Below are 15,504 nucleotides of genomic sequence, written 5' to 3'. Positions count from 1 at the left end.
GAGAATTCTGTGATCTGTTCGTGCATTCGGAAATTGGCGAACCACGGTCATAGTTGGAGCGCGTACGGCCTTTGGTATGTACCAATTAAGATCCGTCTTCTGCGTTGTTTCTGCCAAGATTTGGGCGGAGATATCCGATGTGGCTGTCGACACAAGGCTTTCCAGGCCATTCGGGAGCGGTTGCACAGACGCATGTGTCCGGCTAGCGGCGAGAACCGATAATGTGGATGCACCAGTTATTGCCGCTGCGACAGCTCCGCATCTTAGAGCCGTTCGACGTTTGATGCCGTCATCTTCAAGATTCTTGGAGCTCCCTACTGCGCTCATCTCCGTGGTCATGGCACGATCCAAGAAATACATGCCCGTTTATTCCCGCGTATTTCGAAAATGTTATGTGATTTCAGACGGACAAGATCGGCCTTTGCCAAAGCGCACCCACTCGGATTACGCCAATCCTCTTGGCCGGCGGAATGATCCCCCGCAGCTAAAAAATACATCATTTTGTCCCCCGAAGCGTAAGACTTCATTCCCCACAAACTAAGCGCCGCAAGGGAGAACGAACACGAGTAGGAGGTACCCGTTTTAGCGGAAATATCTACTTGGTTGATTGCTTGGCCAAGCGTTCATGCGATGAGAACAGCTTTGGCAATCTTTGACCGCCAACCTCACCCGACTTCGGGAAGTCGAGGGAGAATTTTTTCTTGCCAGTAAGGCAACCGGCTTGCCTCCGATTATGCCTATCTTCGTCGATGCGAGGATTTTCAATGAGGAATGCCAGCTATGATCCGGTGACGGATGCGGAAGCCCTCCAAGGCGATGCTGGAAAGATCGCGGCTTTGTACCGCTGAGGGTCCTCGTTCGCGCGATGTCGAACACGCGATGTCGAACAAGGGCGACGGAAGACATTGCTGAGGTAGGCACTTATGCAAGGCACCAATGGCGACCGGCGGCTCCCTAGCGAAGTCCGCCGAACCATCGTGGTTACTCCCTCAAACGGAGGTGCCGAATGTCAACGGAATCCCCCGACTTCATGGGCGGTTCAAACGGTGTGCGCCCAGGTTAGACCGCGGTCCGTTCGAAGCCATGCTGCCGAAATCGGTCTTTAGGCTGCTGCCGGTGCGGGCATTCCCCACCACCCTGTCAGCTCTGGTGGGTAGAATCGAGGTCACAACATCGCCACAACAACGCCGGAATACGGAGATTTAATGTCACGATGGCTCGAGGTCGGCCCGGACAACTACGTCCTGACCACCCAAGGTTCCCTCCTCAACACCGGCCTGGTTGTAGGTGCCGAACGCGCCCTGGTGATCGACACCGGCGGCGGGCCCCGGCAGGGACGCGAGATCCTTGACGCCGTGCGGGAAAAGACTCCGTTGCCGCTCGTTGTCGTCAACACCCATGCCCACTACGACCACTTCTTCGGCAACGCGGTGTTTGCCGACGCGGGCGTCACCGAGTTCTGGGCGCACGAGAACTGCGCCGCGGAGATCGACCAGAACGGCGACACTCAGCGCCGCTCAGTTGGGGACGATGAGCCAGAAATGGCAGCAGGCGAAGGCGGCGACACCGAACTCGTGGTGCCGAACGCCATTGTGAAGGACCAGCCCGTGCTGTTGGATCTCGGCGGGCAAACTGTCACGCTCTTTTACCTCGGCCACGGACATACCGACGGCGATCTCCTGGTGGGCACGGCCACCACCCTCTACGCTGGCGACCTGGTGGAGCAGGGCTCGCACCCGTCCTTCGAGGATTCCTACCCCGAAGAATGGGCAGACGTCCTTCGGCATGTCTCGGCACTCCGCCACCGGTACGAATTCCTGATTCCCGGGCACGGCGAACCCTGCAGCGACCAGTTCGTAAAGACCATGGCCAACACCATGACCACGGCGGTGCGGCAGGCCACCCAGGCGACGCGGGAGACCCCGGACGACGCCACCAAGGCCATCCCGATCCTGCCCTATGGACCGGAGCAGTCCCGCTGGTTCATCAAGCGCCTGCAGGAGACCCGCGCCCACCACTGATTCGCAGGGAACGCCGCGGCGCGTCACGTAGACAACGCCGACGGTCCGTGAGTCGCCTCGTGGAGGACCCTCAACCCAGGGTTCGATCCCGCGGGCGCTCAGCTCGCCCGGAGATGGGGATCCCTAGGCGGGCGTCACTGATGTCGCTGCTCTCAGAAGGTTTCACCTGTGACTCTGCCTGGCTACATTCTCGCCCTGTGCTTCTGTTGGGAAGCCTCGTGCTTCTCTCCGCCGTTTCCTAACCGGTCCTTCGCCTCAATTGCAGACGGCAAGCGTCCGACTTTCAACGACAGGTGCCTTAGCCTTGATCCACCGATGAGGCTTGGTGGTCTCCGGCGTAATAAACACGAGTGGCCGTCTTTTCGGGGCAAATTGGACTTGCGACAGAACAATTTTGCTGAAGAAGAGGAGCATCCAGCAGATGCAAGTTTTCCATAATCCGGCCGCGGTGTCAGCATTCCTTCGACGAGGCGAATCTTGTGTCCTCGGCCGGGCTGTTGCCGGTGATGACGTTGGCCCGGGCCCCCGGGCTGCACGAACTGGCCGACGAACGGCTCACGGTGCCGACGGACAAGGGCGCGAATGCCGGGCTAAAGCTCGCATCCCTGGCGGCCGGGATGGTCGCTGGCGCGGACTCGATCGAAGACATGTCCATGTTGCGCCACAGGGGAGTGAAGCGGCTCTTCACAGCTTGTTACGCGCCATCGACGCTGGGCTCGTTCCTGCGGTCCTTCACGTTCGGGCATGCCGCCAGCTGGACGCGGTCGCGTCCCGCTTCCTGGGAAACCTGGCCGGCCGGGCACCTTTGCTGGGCGCACCCTCCGCCAGTGACTTCGTATTCGTGGATGTCGATGACACGATCATCGAGGTCCACGGATACGCCAAGCAGGGCTCCGGCTACGGATACGCAGGGGTCCGGGGCCTGAAGGCACCCCCGAACAGGAATAATGCCTACCATGCCGCCCGACGACGTCGACAGCCCACCGGCGCGGACAGTCCGCAGCGGCTCCTAGGCCGAAGCGGCCACCGCGGCCGATGCCCCATCGGTGCCGAGCCGGGCTCCGCTGGACAGCGCTCCCATAACCTCGGCCCCAGCTGATGAACTCACTTCCGCCGCGGTCCCGACCGCCTCCCACGCGAGCGGCCGTGCCCGCCGCCCCCGAGACGCGCCCTCCGTCCCGCCGATGCCGGTCCGGTCCAGCCTGTCTGAAAGCCGTGCAGCGGCTCTCGCCGCCCCCGGCCCGGCTTCATGAGCTCACCCGGGCTCTTTGTCCGCGAGCAGAAGCCCCGCCCCGTCGGCGGTTTCCGCGCTGCGCTCTACAAGATGACCGGCGGCGGGCTGAACTTGGGCCCGAACGCCCGGCAGCGCGAGGAAGACGAACTGGGCCGGCGCATCTCCCGCCAGCTCCATGGCAGCTATAACACCGCTGTGCTGGGCCTCAAGGTCGGCATCGGCAAGACCTCCACGACGGTCGGCGTCGGGCTGACACTGGCCGAATACCGAGGCGACCCGCCCTGCGCGATCGACGCGAATCCGGACTCCGGCGACCTCATGGAGCGCGCTCTTGGCGAGAGTATCTACCAGCAGCAGAGCCCCCGCACCATCTCGGACCTGCTCAAGAACATTGAATCCATCGATTCGCTTACCGCCCTGGCGCGGTACATGCACCACTCGGGCCGACTTCACCTGATCGCCGGTGAACAGGATCCCGAGGTCTCGGACTCCCTGACGGCCGAGGAGTACCTGCGCATCCGCAAGCTCATCTCCGGCCATTATTCGGTGGCCCTCACCGACTGCGGAACCGGGGTCACGCACAATGCCATGAGCGGCATCCTGCAGTCCGCGGACAACCTCATCATCGCCGCTGGCTACGCCGTCAGCGGCGCCAAACGGGCCCGCAGCACCCTCCACTGGCTGGCCAGCCACGGCTATGAGGAACTGGCCCGCAAAGCGGTCGTGGTCATCAAGGACAAGGACGAGGTCTCCTCGCGAGTGGACAAGGACGCGATCGAGGACCACCTGTCCGGCATCTGCCGCCAGTTGATCGTCGTCCCGCACGACCGCGGTGTGGCCGACGCCGACCAGGTCACCCTTGATGTACTTCGCCCGGAAACCCGGCGCGCCTACAAGGAGATTGCCGCGGCGATCGTGGACGGGTATGTGGATGGCGTGTCTCCGCTGATGTAGCCCGATAATGACTGCGGGTGAAGAACTCCGGCGTGATACGCCAGGGCGAGTTTTTCGTACCGGTGTCCATGGCTTTCCAGAGTCTGCAGAAAATTGAAGGATTTTCGACACTGTAACGCCTTCTTGTAAGCATCGGCGTCGGAGTTCACGGCGCGTCCACCGCGTAAACCACGGCGATTGCGGTGCCCTATCTGGTCCAAGGGTGCGGGGATGAAGGCCCTGAAATTCGGGTTGGAAACCGCAGCCCTGTAACGAACGGCCCTTGCCGCGACGCCCGTAACTACGGATCGTGCCGGTACGTCCAGCTTAGCCACGGCGTTGGGCGCGGGTGCAAATGCCAGCGTCGGAAGTCACGCCAGCAAGGACCGCGGACGATCCACACATCATCTCCGATATCGGCCTAGCCGACACCGACGACTTGTGTCCTTTTAGGGGATGCCCTAGAGGCATTCGTTGTGCGAGTCCGTGGTGCAGTCGTCGCAAAACACGGACTCCGCGAGTTCCCCGCAGCATTGGCATCGGTGTTCGAGTGCTTTAGCTTCAGTAATATACGTGGCCATGACGACATGCTCCTCCTGTCGCCAGAAGGTATGGAACAGTAGTGACTACCTGATTTATTTTGGTGTCGCCATCTCTAATACTTACGGCCCATGTGACCGGATAGTAACCCTACCGAGACAGCCCCGTGCTCATCTCGGAGGGCGGGGCCCTGTTGCGTCCGATTTTGGTGGCGGCACTCGCCCTCTACGGCGAGACGTGTGACTGTTTCAGTCCTGACCCAGCTCCCACAAGGAGGCCAAGCCATGGACACGCGCAGGTGTTCAAACAACCTTGCCATGCTTCTCTGGACACCGCGACGACCGTCGACTAGTACGTTTTCCCCCGGCGAGTCACGCCAGCTAATCGCGGACCGGCACCGGTACCGGCAAATGATTCCCCCATCACCTTGGCGGAGCCGCGGAGCGGACGCCTCGCCGCCCACCCTAACTTGGTAGCCAAGTCTCGATCCGGCACTGATCATTACTCAGCCAAGATGTACGAGGCACCACACAAGCAGTCCAGCCATCACGCTCTGAAGTTAGGAGACATGCCTTACGTGCGGATATCTATCGGCAGCGTCTAGCCCGGATCTTCCGGGCTGCTGTTGGAATGCCAGCCGCTCCGCGGCGCCAGCGCGCAAGGTGCGCCCTGAGAAGCCCCCTCGCCGAGTCGTCCAGATGGAGATCGCGCTCCCGCAGCGTGCTCCGCGACGGAAAGATCGCGCGAGCGAGCACCCTAGGCTTGGCTCGCCACGGACTTTCCATGAACTCGACCAGATAGGCCGTCCCCGTGCCCTGTACAGAAGTACGGTGGAGCCACTCCTCGCTGACGGTTCCCTGCGGGGCCGCCAGATCTGAGAGGCCCAGGTCCTCCAAGAGCGGCTTCAGTGCCGCCGTCGCTTCTAGCTCCACGCTGAGATTCACGATGTCCTGGTGCATGCTGTTATCGACCCGCTGCAGCAGGCCTGAGTACTCCCGCTGATGCCGCGGTTCATCCATGGCCCGAAGGCTGTGCAGTGCCTGGAATAATACCGCCGCAGGTACGGAAGGAACGGGCACACTTCTACTCGCCATGACCAGGTACTGCCTGTCACGCCAGAGGGTTTCGAAGGCACTGCCGGGGGAGGCCTCCATCCCGGGAAACCTGTCATGGACATCGATATCGCAGTTCCATCGCGGGTGGTACAGCGTCCGGGAGTGCGAGTAACGGCGAACGATCGAAACGCCGGACGGCCGTTCGATCCAGCCTCTTCCGACTAGGAGGTCGACCATTTTGTCCAGCTGTTCCGGGCGGATCAGGACATCCACATCGGCGGAAACATGGTTTTCACGCAGCCCCATCATGGTGGCCGCGGGACCTTTGATGAACAGCGCCGGGAGACCGGCTGACGCTGCCACGTAGTCCACGAGGGCAGTGGCCAGGAGGACGGCTTCATTTTGGTGCAGGGGCTCTATGGCGTCCATCAGCTGGCAACCCTGTCATGGGGAGACGAAGTAATCAGTCCGCTGGTGCTCAGAGAGTGGATCAGGCCCTTTACGTCCGCGTTGATGGCGCTGGCATCAGTGCCGTAGTCGCGGGCAAGCTCTTCGATGAGCTCGGTCTCGGTCCTGGTTCCGTCCAACGAATTCCAGACGGACGCTGCTGTTCCCACAAGGATGAACGGCACGTCCTGCTCAAGGTGCAGCGCGGCGACACGGCCGCCGTCGGGACTCCGGACACAGGCGACGTCGGCACTGACGCGCCACACCCGTTCCGTCATAAGACCTCCACCGATACTAGAGAGGCCGTACAGCATCGTGCGGGGCCTTCGCAAGGCTTATGCTACCGCGCGGCCGGCAAGTTGTTTCGCGCCGGGGACCGACTTAGATTTAGGCATGACCAACAACGCCGGGGACGAAGCCGCCCTGCAACTGCAGGACCTCCTGATGGGAACCGAGAACGTCGAGGACTTCCTCGGCCAGCTCTCGGAATTCTCGGCGGCCACGCTCAGCCACGCCGCCGGCGGCGAGATCGAATGCGGCGTGACGCTGCAGCGCCGGAGGAAGACCATGACCGTGGCGGGGAGCAGCCCGCGGGCCGTCATCCTGGACCGCATCGAGCAAAGCCTCGGCGAAGGCCCGTGCATCGAGGCGCTGCGGACCAAGTCCGTCATCCTGCTGGCTGACGTCGGCACCGATCCGCGCTGGCCGGCGTACCAGCAGCAGCTCGCGGCGCAGGGGGTCCGCAGCACCCTCGGCGTGCCCCTGGAAATCGGCGAGAACGCGGCCGCCGCCCTGAACTTCTTCGCCCCCGGCACCGGGATCTTCACCCAGGACATCATCGCCGAGGCCGCCGGCTTCGCCGACCTGGCAGGCCGCTCCCTCCGTCTGGCCGTCCGGATCGGCACGGAACAGTCCCGGGCCGAGGACCTCCAGGCCGCCATGGAGCACCGCACTTCGATCGACTTGGCCTGCGGCATTGTGATGGCGCAGAACCGCTGCTCCCAGGAGGAGGCCATGCGCATCCTCACCCGCGTGTCCAGCAACCGGAACCAGAAGCTCCGCGACGTCGCCGCCGACGTCCTGCGGAATCTCAGCGACGGGGCCGTCCGGACGCACTTCGAGGCTTGAGCGCGACGCGATCGAGAACCTGGGCTCCGCGCGATATGTAAGGCCCGAGACCCGCGTCGGAGTATCGATGCAACGGTCGGACTCGGATGCGGGCAGTCCGCTCGGCTGGTCCACTGAACGAAGCAACAAGTAGTCGGCGGTGCGAAGACAAGTACTCTCCACTCTGTCTCAGCCCCTTCCCAATCTCGCAGGCTTAGTCGCGTGGGTGAGAAGCCTGCGCAGCCGAAGACGGCTGTGACGCTGAGTCTGGGGAGACCAAATGAGCACTAGCAACGACTTGTATGCACGTGAGGAACTGGGCTCCTCGAAGCGACGTGCTCGGAGATTGGCGCAGCTTTCTGGGCTGGCTGTCCTCGCTGCCGTAACGTTCACGGTTGTTTACCTCGCTCTAACCCGTCAGTTCTAGGTCCGACAACTCGGGTTATCCAGCTCCTGGATGACCCGAGTTTTTCGCTGACCACGAGTGCCCTGAGAGGCCCGTCGCCTCGCCCGTCCTAGGATGAAGGGGATGACCACCACACACCAAGCCCCCTTCAGCCTCCGCAGCATCGCCGTCCCCGCCTTCGGCCCGGCCCTGCTGTTCAGCATCGGCGAGGGCGCCATCCTGCCCGTGGTGGCCCTTACCGCCCGCGACCTCGGCGCCTCGGTCGCCGTCGCCGCCCTGGTGGTCACCGTGATCGGCCTCGGCTCCTGGTTCTTCAACCTGCCCGCCTCGCTCATCACCCTGAAGTTCGGCGAACGCTGGGCCATGGTCGGCGCCGCGGCGGCCAGTGCCCTCGCCCTCGCCGCCGTGGCCCTGGCACCGCTGCTGCCCGGGGGACTCTGGCTGCTCGCCGCGGCGATGCTCGTCGTCGGGATGGCCGCGAGCGTCTTCAGCCTGGCCCGGCAGAAGTACCTGACCGAGGCCGTGCCGGTGATCCTCCGGGCCCGGGCGCTGTCCACACTCGGCGGCGTCACCCGGATCGGCATCTTCATCGGCCCCTTCATCGGCGCCGCCGTGATGCAGTCCGCCGGCATCACCGGCGCCTACTGGGTGGGCGTGGCCGCCATGGTGGCCGCCGCGGCCCTGTCCGTGACCATCCCGGACCTCATGGCGAAGCCCGCGGCGGACGACGGCGCCCCGGTCCGGCAGGCGACCCTGCGCAGCGTCGCCGCCTCCCACGCCGGGGTCTTCCTGAGTGTGGGCATGGGGGTGCTGCTGCTCAGCGCGCTGCGCGCGTCCCGGCAGGTGGTGATCCCGCTCTGGGCCGAGCACCTCGGGATGGACGCGACGCAGGCCTCGCTGATCTACGGGCTCTCCGGCGCCATCGACATGCTGGTCTTCTACCCGGCCGGCAAGCTGATGGACCGCAAAGGCCGGCAGTGGGTGGCCATCCCGTCGACCCTCATCATGGGCACGGCCATGCTGCTGATCCCGCTCAGCGCCGGATTTGTGGGTCTGCTGCTCGGGGCGCTGCTGATCGGCTTCGGCAACGGCATCAGCTCCGGCCTGAACATGACCCTGGGCGCCGACTTCTCACCCGACAACGGCCGCAGCCAGTTCTTAGGGCTCTGGCGGTTCCTGGCCGACGCAGGGGCCACCGGCGGGCCGGTATTGCTCTCAGCCGTGACCGCCGCGGCCTCGCTCGGGGCCGGGGTGGCCGCCACCGGAGTGCTCGGCTTCGCGGCCGCCGCGGTCTTCGCCGTCACCATTCCCAGGCTGAAGCACCGGCGCAACTACTGAGGGTCCCGGCACGCGCTTTGCTATTTGTTGGACGACGTACGCCGCGTCCCGGCCCACGCCGCCGATCAGGCCCGAGGTGAGGGCGTACTGGAACGGCATACCGACGAAGTACAGTCCCGGCGTGCCGGGGACGGCGCCGCGCCGGGTTTCCGGCCAGCCCGACGGTGCCGGTGTCAGCCCATCGATCCAGTCCAGGTCCGGGCGGTAGCCGGTGGCCCAGATGACGGTCCCCACGGTGGCGGAGCTGCCGCCGTCGAAGGCCGGCTGGCCGTCCGTGGTGCCGGTCAGCCGGGGCACCCGGGCGACGCCGGCGCGGTCGAGGTCCTGCATGGAGATCCGGATCAGGGGTGCGCCGCGCTCGTGGAAGCCCGCCGCGACCTTGCGCCCGACCGGGGTGCGCAGCGTCAGGACCGAGTGAACGAACCGCCAGTAGGCCCCGCCGGCGTAGCGGAGCACGGGGTCGGGAATGTGCGGGGTGGGCCGGCCGGACAGGAGCACCCGGTGGCCGGCGGAGAGTTCCAGGGCAATTTCGGCGCCGGACGTTCCGGCGCCCACCACGAGGACGTCGCCGTCGGGGATGTCCGCCGGGCTGCGGTACCGGGAGCTGTGCAGCTGCTGGATGCCGGCGTCCAGCCCGGCGGCGGCGTCCGGGATGCGGGGGAGGGCGTTTGCCCCGGTGGCCACGATGACGTTGCGCGTCCGCACGGCGCCGGCGGGGGTGTCGACGGCGAAGCCCCCGCCGGCCGGGCGGACGCCCTCGACACGGACGCCCGTCCGCACCGGCAGGCGGAAACGCGCCGCGTAACGCTCGAGGTAGGCGGCGAATTCCTCCTTGCCCGGGAAGGTGTTCCGTGCCGCGGGGAAGGGCAGGCCGGGGAGGCCGTCGTGCTGGGCGGGGGTGAACAGCTGCAGCGAGTCCCAGCGGCCGCGCCAGCAATCGCCCACCCGCGGGGCGCCCTCCAGGATCTCGAACCGCAGGTTCGTCCGGGCGAGGTGGTAGCCGGAGGCCAGGCCGGCCTGCCCCGCGCCAATCACGACGACGTCAAGCTGACTGTTCTGATTCATGGCGGGCTCCTTAGTTAGAGCGTTCCCTGTTTCATAATTAGAATATCGTTCTAGTGACTGGAGCGGTAGTCTAAATTCATGTCCAGACTGACGAGGCGCGAGATCCAGGCGGCCGGCACCCGCGACGTCATCGTCGAGGCGGCCGGCCGGCTGTTCGCCGCCGACGGGTACGTCCGCACCACCATCGACCAGATCGCCGCGGAGAGCGGGGTGGCCGTCCAGACGGTCTATAACTCGGTGGGGAACAAGGCCGCACTGCTCTCGGCTGTGCTGGACCGTGCCGCCGCCGGACCCGGCGCGCATGCCGGGGTGCTGGACTTCATGCGGGAACGCACCCGGCAGGCCGCCGACTTCGACGCCCTGATCACCGTGCTGGCGGACTGGTTTGTCGAAGTGCATCCGCGCACCGCCGGGATCAACGCCGTCATCGCCCGGGCCGCGGCCGTGGACGACACCGCCTCCCAGCTGGAACGGGACCGCGGGCAGCAGCGGCTCCGGCGCTACGAGGAGGCCGCCGCCGCAGCCCGGGCCCGCGGCGGCCTCAGCTCCGGGATGTCCGACGCGGAGGGGGCCGCCGCCATCTGGTCGCTGGGCCATCCCCAGGTCTACCGGGCCCTGGTGCAGGACGCCGGCTGGTCCGTGGCGGCTTACCGGGAGTGGATCGCCGGGGCCTTGGCCGCGGCGCTCGCCTAACAATTCCGTCCGCAAGGGCGTGCGCCGGGGTCGCATCCCGACGATCACTGCCCCCGCCGTGGAGGAAACGGCTAGGTATTCGTTTCATGAACGGTACGAGGGACTGAAACGGCGCAGTCGATCACCACCTTCGGCAGGGAAGCCCAGGCTGTGACGAGCAGTCCTCTTTCGCGGATTGGCAATCCTTCGCCGCTGAACCTTGGTTCGAGATCGCGCAGATGCTCCTTGCGGGGCCTGGGCGCGCACAGCATCAGCCCGAAGCAGTGCACCTGGGGTGCGTAGCGGTGCGCGGCGGGTCTCCGTCGTAGCGGAAGCAGGTCTTGCGGGTGACGCAGGCCATCGTCGCTGCCATCCCAAGCGAGCAAGGTGTAAACGGCAGACCGGCCACCCTGGTCCTCATGGAAGCCGACAACGCGCAGGAGAAACTGCGACCCTGATTCGATATGGCTGAAGAGCTGATGCTGGCCGATCTCAAGAGCAGTCGTCGCGACCGGTCGGGGTCGAAGCTTGCGGGGTGGGGGAGGCGCCGTCCGCAACGTCTCCCTCAGCCTGGTCAGGGCCCTGAGCCGGCCCTTTCTGTCCCCGGGCGCCCACCGTTCAAGCTCCTGGGGCGATTCGGCGATGGCCAGGGCCCGATCAATCACCTCCGGCACGATGTGGCCGGTCTTGTGCTGTGTTGCCGCCAGACCCAGCCACAAGTCATTGTTGTCCGGGTCCCCGAGTATTCCGACGCCGTATTCGGCCAGGATCTTCTCCGTGGCTTCAGCTGGTGTAGCCCCCTTGGCCACCAGATCGCGGAAGTCCTCGCGCCCGTCCGGAGCAGTGTCGTTGCTGAAAATCGCCGGTCCCCAAGTACCCATGGGCCGAGTATCACACAACCGGACTCACTCCCCACCCGGCGCCGGGTGGCGGGCCGGCGCGGCGTGTCAGTGCCGCGGCACGCCGCCGCCCGTGGGCTGGATCGCGGCGGCGAGGACCGGCAGGGCGCGCTGGATCATCTCCTCGGACGCCGTGAGGGAGATCCGGAAATAGCCCGGCGTCTCGAACAGGGTGCCCGGCAGCACAAAGACGCCCTGGTCCGCGAGGGCGGCGGTGAACTGCTCGTCGTCGCCGGCCGGGGTGCGGACAAACAGGTAGAACGACCCCTCCGGCCGCGTCAGCCGGTAGCCCATCCCGGTCAGCGCCGCCACCATCAGGTCGCGTTTGCGCTGCAGCTCCCCGACGTCGACCGAGAACTCCTCCAGCCGCGGCAGCGCATGTTGCAGCAGGGCATTGGGGTAGATCCAGCCCAGCGCCATCTGCAGCGCGGTGATCGCCTCCCGCAGTGGAACACGGTCCGGCATGCCGGGCGGCAGCGCGAGGTAGCCGATCCGCTGCCCGGGCGCCAGATGGGTCTTGCCGTACGAGTATGCCAGCAGCGTGTACGGATAGTATTCGGCCGGGCTGTGGAACCGGGCGCCGTCGTAGACGATCCGGTTGTAGGCCTCGTCGGAGAGCAGGTACACGCGCCGGCCGTTGCTGCGCGAGGCCCCTTCGAGCATATCGGCCAGGTCCTTCAGCAGCTTGGGCGGGTAGATCCGGCCGGTCGGGTTGTTGGGCGTGTTCACGATCACCACCCGGGTGCGCGGCGTGATGGCCGCGCCCAGCGCCGCCAGGTCGACGTCGAACGTCTCTGCGTCGCAGCGGATCTTCACCGGCACCAGCCCGGCCTCGATCACCAGCGGCTCATAGAAGAACCAGGGCGGCAGGGTGAAAATGACCTCGTCGCCCGGGTCGGCGACCGCCTTCAGCGCCAGCGGGATCGCCGTGAAGCCGCCCGTGGTGAGGTGGATGTCCGCCGGTTCGAAGGGCAGCCCGATCAGGCGCTGCAGCGATGCGGCCGCAGCGGCCTGCGCCTCCGGTTCGTTGGTTTTGTACGCAAACCAGAGCTCGTTCCGGGGCGTCAGCGCATCCGCCAGGGCCTCGACGTAGGCGGCCGTCGGCATCTGGTGCGGGTTGCCGAGGGCCAGGTCGCAGATCCCCGGCTCGTGCTGGCGCCGGGCGTAGACGGAATCGCGGAGGAAGGTGTTGATCCGCTGTTGCGACGGGACCGACGCGAGTGTGGTGGCGCGCCGTGAAACCGGAGAAAAATCAGCTCTCATGACAGTCCCTCGACAGGTGGCAGCTTGACCGTATGGACGGATGGGGCCAACGCGCTGCTGAGCCAGTGGCTGGGCGGGACTAATTCTGGCCCTCGGCGGGCCGGATGTAAACGGGCTTGGGCAGTGCCGGTCAGCGGCGGGGCGCGCTCCGCCGTCGTGCCGCATGCCCGAACAGCCACACTCCGGCGGCCGTGGCGAGGTAGCCGGCGATGACGATCAGCGAGGTCCCGGCCCAGAAGTAGTAGGTGGTGTTGCCCGCCTGGCCCATGCCGGCGGCGGCACCCAGCAGCGAAAACGCGGCCACCGCCGCGGCGGCGAGTGCTGCCAGCAGCGGCAGCGCCAGCCACAGCCGGGCGGAGGCCCAGTGGGCCCCGTAGCCGTCCCAGACGTTCCAGCGCGCCCCCTTGCGGTTGATCAGCCAGCCCGCGGGGAGCATAAACACCGCCACGACCAGGAACGCCGCGACGACGTCGGCGGGCCGGTGCCACTGGTTGATCAGCGTGGACACCCCGGTGGCGACGGCGAAGCTGCCGCCCAGGAACCCGGCGAGCGGACGCCAGCGCGGGGAGACCATCAGGAACACCGCCGCCGCGGCCGAGGCCGCGAGGGTGGTGTGGCCGGAGGGGAGCGAGTTCAGCTCGAGGGTCTCGATCCCGCGGTAGGGCCGGACCGGGACGATGTCCTTGAGGATCTGGGTGGCCACGTTGGCGCCCACGCAGGCCGCCACGGCGATCCCCGCCGCGGCCCAGCGCCGCTTCAGCACGGTGACGAAGAGGACCACCACGGTGGCGATCAGCAGGGACACCGCGGGCAGCCAGTCGAGCAGCTTGTTGGCGGCCTTGCCGGCGGCGCCGTGGATTTCAACCGCCTCCACGAGGGCGGATTCGTCAATGAACTGGCCTGTGGTGGTGCGGACGAAGAAGAAGTAGGTTCCGGCCAGCGCCGCCATGCTGACGAGGGTGGCCAGCAGGAACAGGATCCCGGTGCCGCGGCCCTGGCGGGCTTCAGGCGCGCGGGACGGCGGCTGCGGGTACTCCGAAGCCGGCTGCATGGTGGGGTGCTCCTGCCGAAAAATCATCGATCTCAGGTTCCCACAGAACCCTGCGAAGTTTCTGAGGGCGTCCCGCCGCCGCGCGGGTAGTGTTTTGGCCATGGACACCGCGGCGCGACATCCGGACCGAGCCTTTCCCCGCTTCCACCCGCGGCCCGCGAACGGCTGGATCAACGATCCCAACGGCCTGAGCTACGCCGGCGGCCGCTACCACGTGTTCTTCCAGTTCAACCCGGAGTCGGCCCGGCACCGGGGCATCTGCTGGGGGCACCTGAGTTCCCCGGACCTGGTGCACTGGGACGAGGAACCGGTGGCGCTCCGGCCCCAGCCCGGCGGGCCGGACGCGCTCGGCTGCTGGTCTGGCGTCGTGACCGACGACGGCGGCGTCCCCACCGCCGCGTACTCCGGCGTCGACACCGTGGGCGGCCACTCCCGGGTGGTCCTGGCCCGGGCGGATAAGGCGCTGCGCAGCTGGGCCCAGGAGGGGCACGTTGCGGCCGAGGTGCCCCCGGATCCGCAGGTCACCGCCGTCCGCGACCCGTTCCTCTTTCACTTCCAGGGCCGCCGCTTCGCCCTCCAGGGTGCCGGGCTCGCCTCGGGCCACGCCGCCGTGCTGCTCTACAGCGTGGAGGAGCTGCGGACGTGGCGGTACGAGGGGATCTGGTTCAGCACGGAGGACCCGCACGCCGCCCGGCACCTGCCCGCCGAGATCTGGGAGTGCCCGCAGCTGGTCCGGGTCCCGGATTCCTCCGGCGCGGACACCTGGGTGCTGATGGCCTCGCTGTGGCTCGCGGCGGACCAGCACGACCACCCCAACGGCGTCGGCTACGTCCTGGGCACGCTGGTGCCGAACGCTTTCGGGCTGCCGGTGTTCACGCCGGCGTCGGGCGGGAAGGCCGACCTGGGACGGGAGTTCTACGCCCCGCAGCTCCTCGCGCTGCCGGACCGGGCGCTGCTCTGGGGCTGGTCCGGTGAAGCGGAGGACGCTGAGGGCCGCCCCGGCCGCAGCCAGGACGAGATCGACGACGCGGGCTGGGCCGGGATCCTGACCTTCCCGCGCCAGCTGTCCGTGCACGGCGGGGTCCTCGCCGTCGAGCCCGCCCCCGAACTCGGTGCCTACCGCGGCGACCGGCTGCACCACGGCGCCGCCGGCACCCTGACGCTGCCGCCGGAGGCGGAGGTCCGGGTCGCCCGGGGGGAGGGCACCCTCCGGCTGGTCCTCGTCGCGGCGGGGCAGCGCCGGACCGTGTTCGCCGACACCGTGGCCGGCGGCGATGAGCTGCGGATCTTCATCGACGCCTCCATCGTGGAGGTCTACCGCCACGGCTCCGTGCCCACCACCCTGCGCGCCTACCCCGGACCCGGCGAGGAGTGGCAGCTCGAACTGCCGCACGGCGCTGCGGCCGACGTCTGGGAACTCCGGCACCCGGATTGGTCGGAAACAAACCTGTAGACAAGGTCTTCACCAGGTCC

The 15,504-nt window shown here is 66.7% G+C and carries 11 protein-coding genes and 2 pseudogenes; 7 read left to right on the top strand and 6 right to left on the bottom strand.

The features are described 5' to 3' along the window. Positions 1–1,205 precede the first annotated feature (1,205 nt). From J2X01_RS12185 to J2X01_RS12175, 3 genes and pseudogenes are all read left to right on the top strand, one after another. The gene (locus J2X01_RS12185; RefSeq protein WP_310057436.1) at positions 1,206–2,021 is read left to right on the top strand and encodes an MBL fold metallo-hydrolase; all 816 of its coding nucleotides are present in this window, start codon (positions 1,206–1,208) and stop codon (positions 2,019–2,021) included. Between the two features lie 421 nt (positions 2,022–2,442). Further along, positions 2,443–2,952: pseudogene (locus tag J2X01_RS12180) on the top strand (transposase family protein); the annotation flags it as partial. Positions 2,953–3,270: 318 nt separating this feature from the next. Beyond that, positions 3,271–4,209: a MinD/ParA family ATP-binding protein gene (locus tag J2X01_RS12175; protein WP_310057434.1), complete on the top strand. Its 939-nt coding sequence runs from the start codon at positions 3,271–3,273 to the stop codon at positions 4,207–4,209. A gap of 1,106 nt (positions 4,210–5,315) precedes the next feature. Here the strand turns inward: J2X01_RS12175 and J2X01_RS12170 are convergent. Both J2X01_RS12170 and J2X01_RS12165 read right to left on the bottom strand, forming a co-directional pair. After that, on the bottom strand, positions 5,316–6,212 hold the full coding sequence (locus J2X01_RS12170) for a nucleotidyltransferase family protein (protein ID WP_310057431.1): 897 nt from the start codon (positions 6,210–6,212) through the stop codon (positions 5,316–5,318). Further along, a complete protein-coding gene (locus J2X01_RS12165; protein WP_310057430.1) occupies positions 6,212–6,508 on the bottom strand; it encodes a PqqD family protein in 297 nt (98 codons plus the stop codon). Before J2X01_RS12165 ends, J2X01_RS12170 begins: the two co-directional genes overlap by 1 nt. A 115-nt stretch (positions 6,509–6,623) precedes the next feature. Here J2X01_RS12165 and J2X01_RS12160 point away from each other — a divergent pair, with 115 nt between their 5' ends. After that, positions 6,624–7,358 carry a GAF and ANTAR domain-containing protein gene (locus tag J2X01_RS12160; protein WP_310057427.1) on the top strand — a complete coding sequence of 245 codons (735 nt, stop codon included), beginning with the start codon at positions 6,624–6,626 and terminating at the stop codon, positions 7,356–7,358. 508 nt (positions 7,359–7,866) lie between these two features. Then, the gene (locus tag J2X01_RS12155; protein WP_310057426.1) at positions 7,867–9,081 is read left to right on the top strand and encodes an MFS transporter; all 1,215 of its coding nucleotides are present in this window, start codon (positions 7,867–7,869) and stop codon (positions 9,079–9,081) included. Positions 9,082–9,570: 489 nt separating this feature from the next. On the opposite strand, the pseudogene J2X01_RS22025 reads toward J2X01_RS12155, so the two are convergent. Next, positions 9,571–10,146: pseudogene (locus J2X01_RS22025) on the bottom strand (flavin-containing monooxygenase); the annotation flags it as partial. 78 nt (positions 10,147–10,224) lie between these two features. Between J2X01_RS22025 and J2X01_RS12145 the strand changes: the two are divergent. Continuing rightward, on the top strand, positions 10,225–10,839 hold the full coding sequence (locus J2X01_RS12145) for a TetR/AcrR family transcriptional regulator (protein ID WP_310057425.1): 615 nt from the start codon (positions 10,225–10,227) through the stop codon (positions 10,837–10,839). Positions 10,840–10,910: 71 nt separating this feature from the next. Here J2X01_RS12145 and J2X01_RS12140 read toward each other — a convergent pair whose 3' ends face one another. The 3 genes from J2X01_RS12140 to J2X01_RS12130 all read right to left on the bottom strand — a co-directional run bounded on the left by J2X01_RS12140 (position 10,911) and on the right by J2X01_RS12130 (position 14,058). Beyond that, positions 10,911–11,699 (bottom strand): hypothetical protein, encoded by a 789-nt coding sequence (locus J2X01_RS12140; protein ID WP_310057423.1) that lies wholly within the window; start codon positions 11,697–11,699, stop codon positions 10,911–10,913. A gap of 66 nt (positions 11,700–11,765) precedes the next feature. Then, the gene (locus J2X01_RS12135) at positions 11,766–12,980 is read right to left on the bottom strand and encodes an aminotransferase class I/II-fold pyridoxal phosphate-dependent enzyme (protein ID WP_310057421.1); all 1,215 of its coding nucleotides are present in this window, start codon (positions 12,978–12,980) and stop codon (positions 11,766–11,768) included. A gap of 130 nt (positions 12,981–13,110) precedes the next feature. Continuing rightward, positions 13,111–14,058: a phosphatase PAP2 family protein gene (locus J2X01_RS12130; RefSeq protein ID WP_374724968.1), complete on the bottom strand. Its 948-nt coding sequence runs from the start codon at positions 14,056–14,058 to the stop codon at positions 13,111–13,113. Between the two features lie 73 nt (positions 14,059–14,131). Between J2X01_RS12130 and J2X01_RS12125 the strand changes: the two genes are divergently transcribed. Then, positions 14,132–15,484, top strand: coding sequence for a glycoside hydrolase family 32 protein (locus J2X01_RS12125; protein ID WP_310057420.1), 1,353 nt, complete (start codon positions 14,132–14,134; stop codon positions 15,482–15,484). Positions 15,485–15,504: the final 20 nt, after the last annotated feature.

This window comes from Arthrobacter ginsengisoli, assembly GCF_031456935.1.
GTDB lineage: Bacteria > Actinomycetota > Actinomycetes > Actinomycetales > Micrococcaceae > Arthrobacter > Arthrobacter ginsengisoli.
The sequence above is the reverse complement of the archived record's forward strand: the minus strand, read 5'-3'. Positions and strand labels throughout refer to the sequence as shown.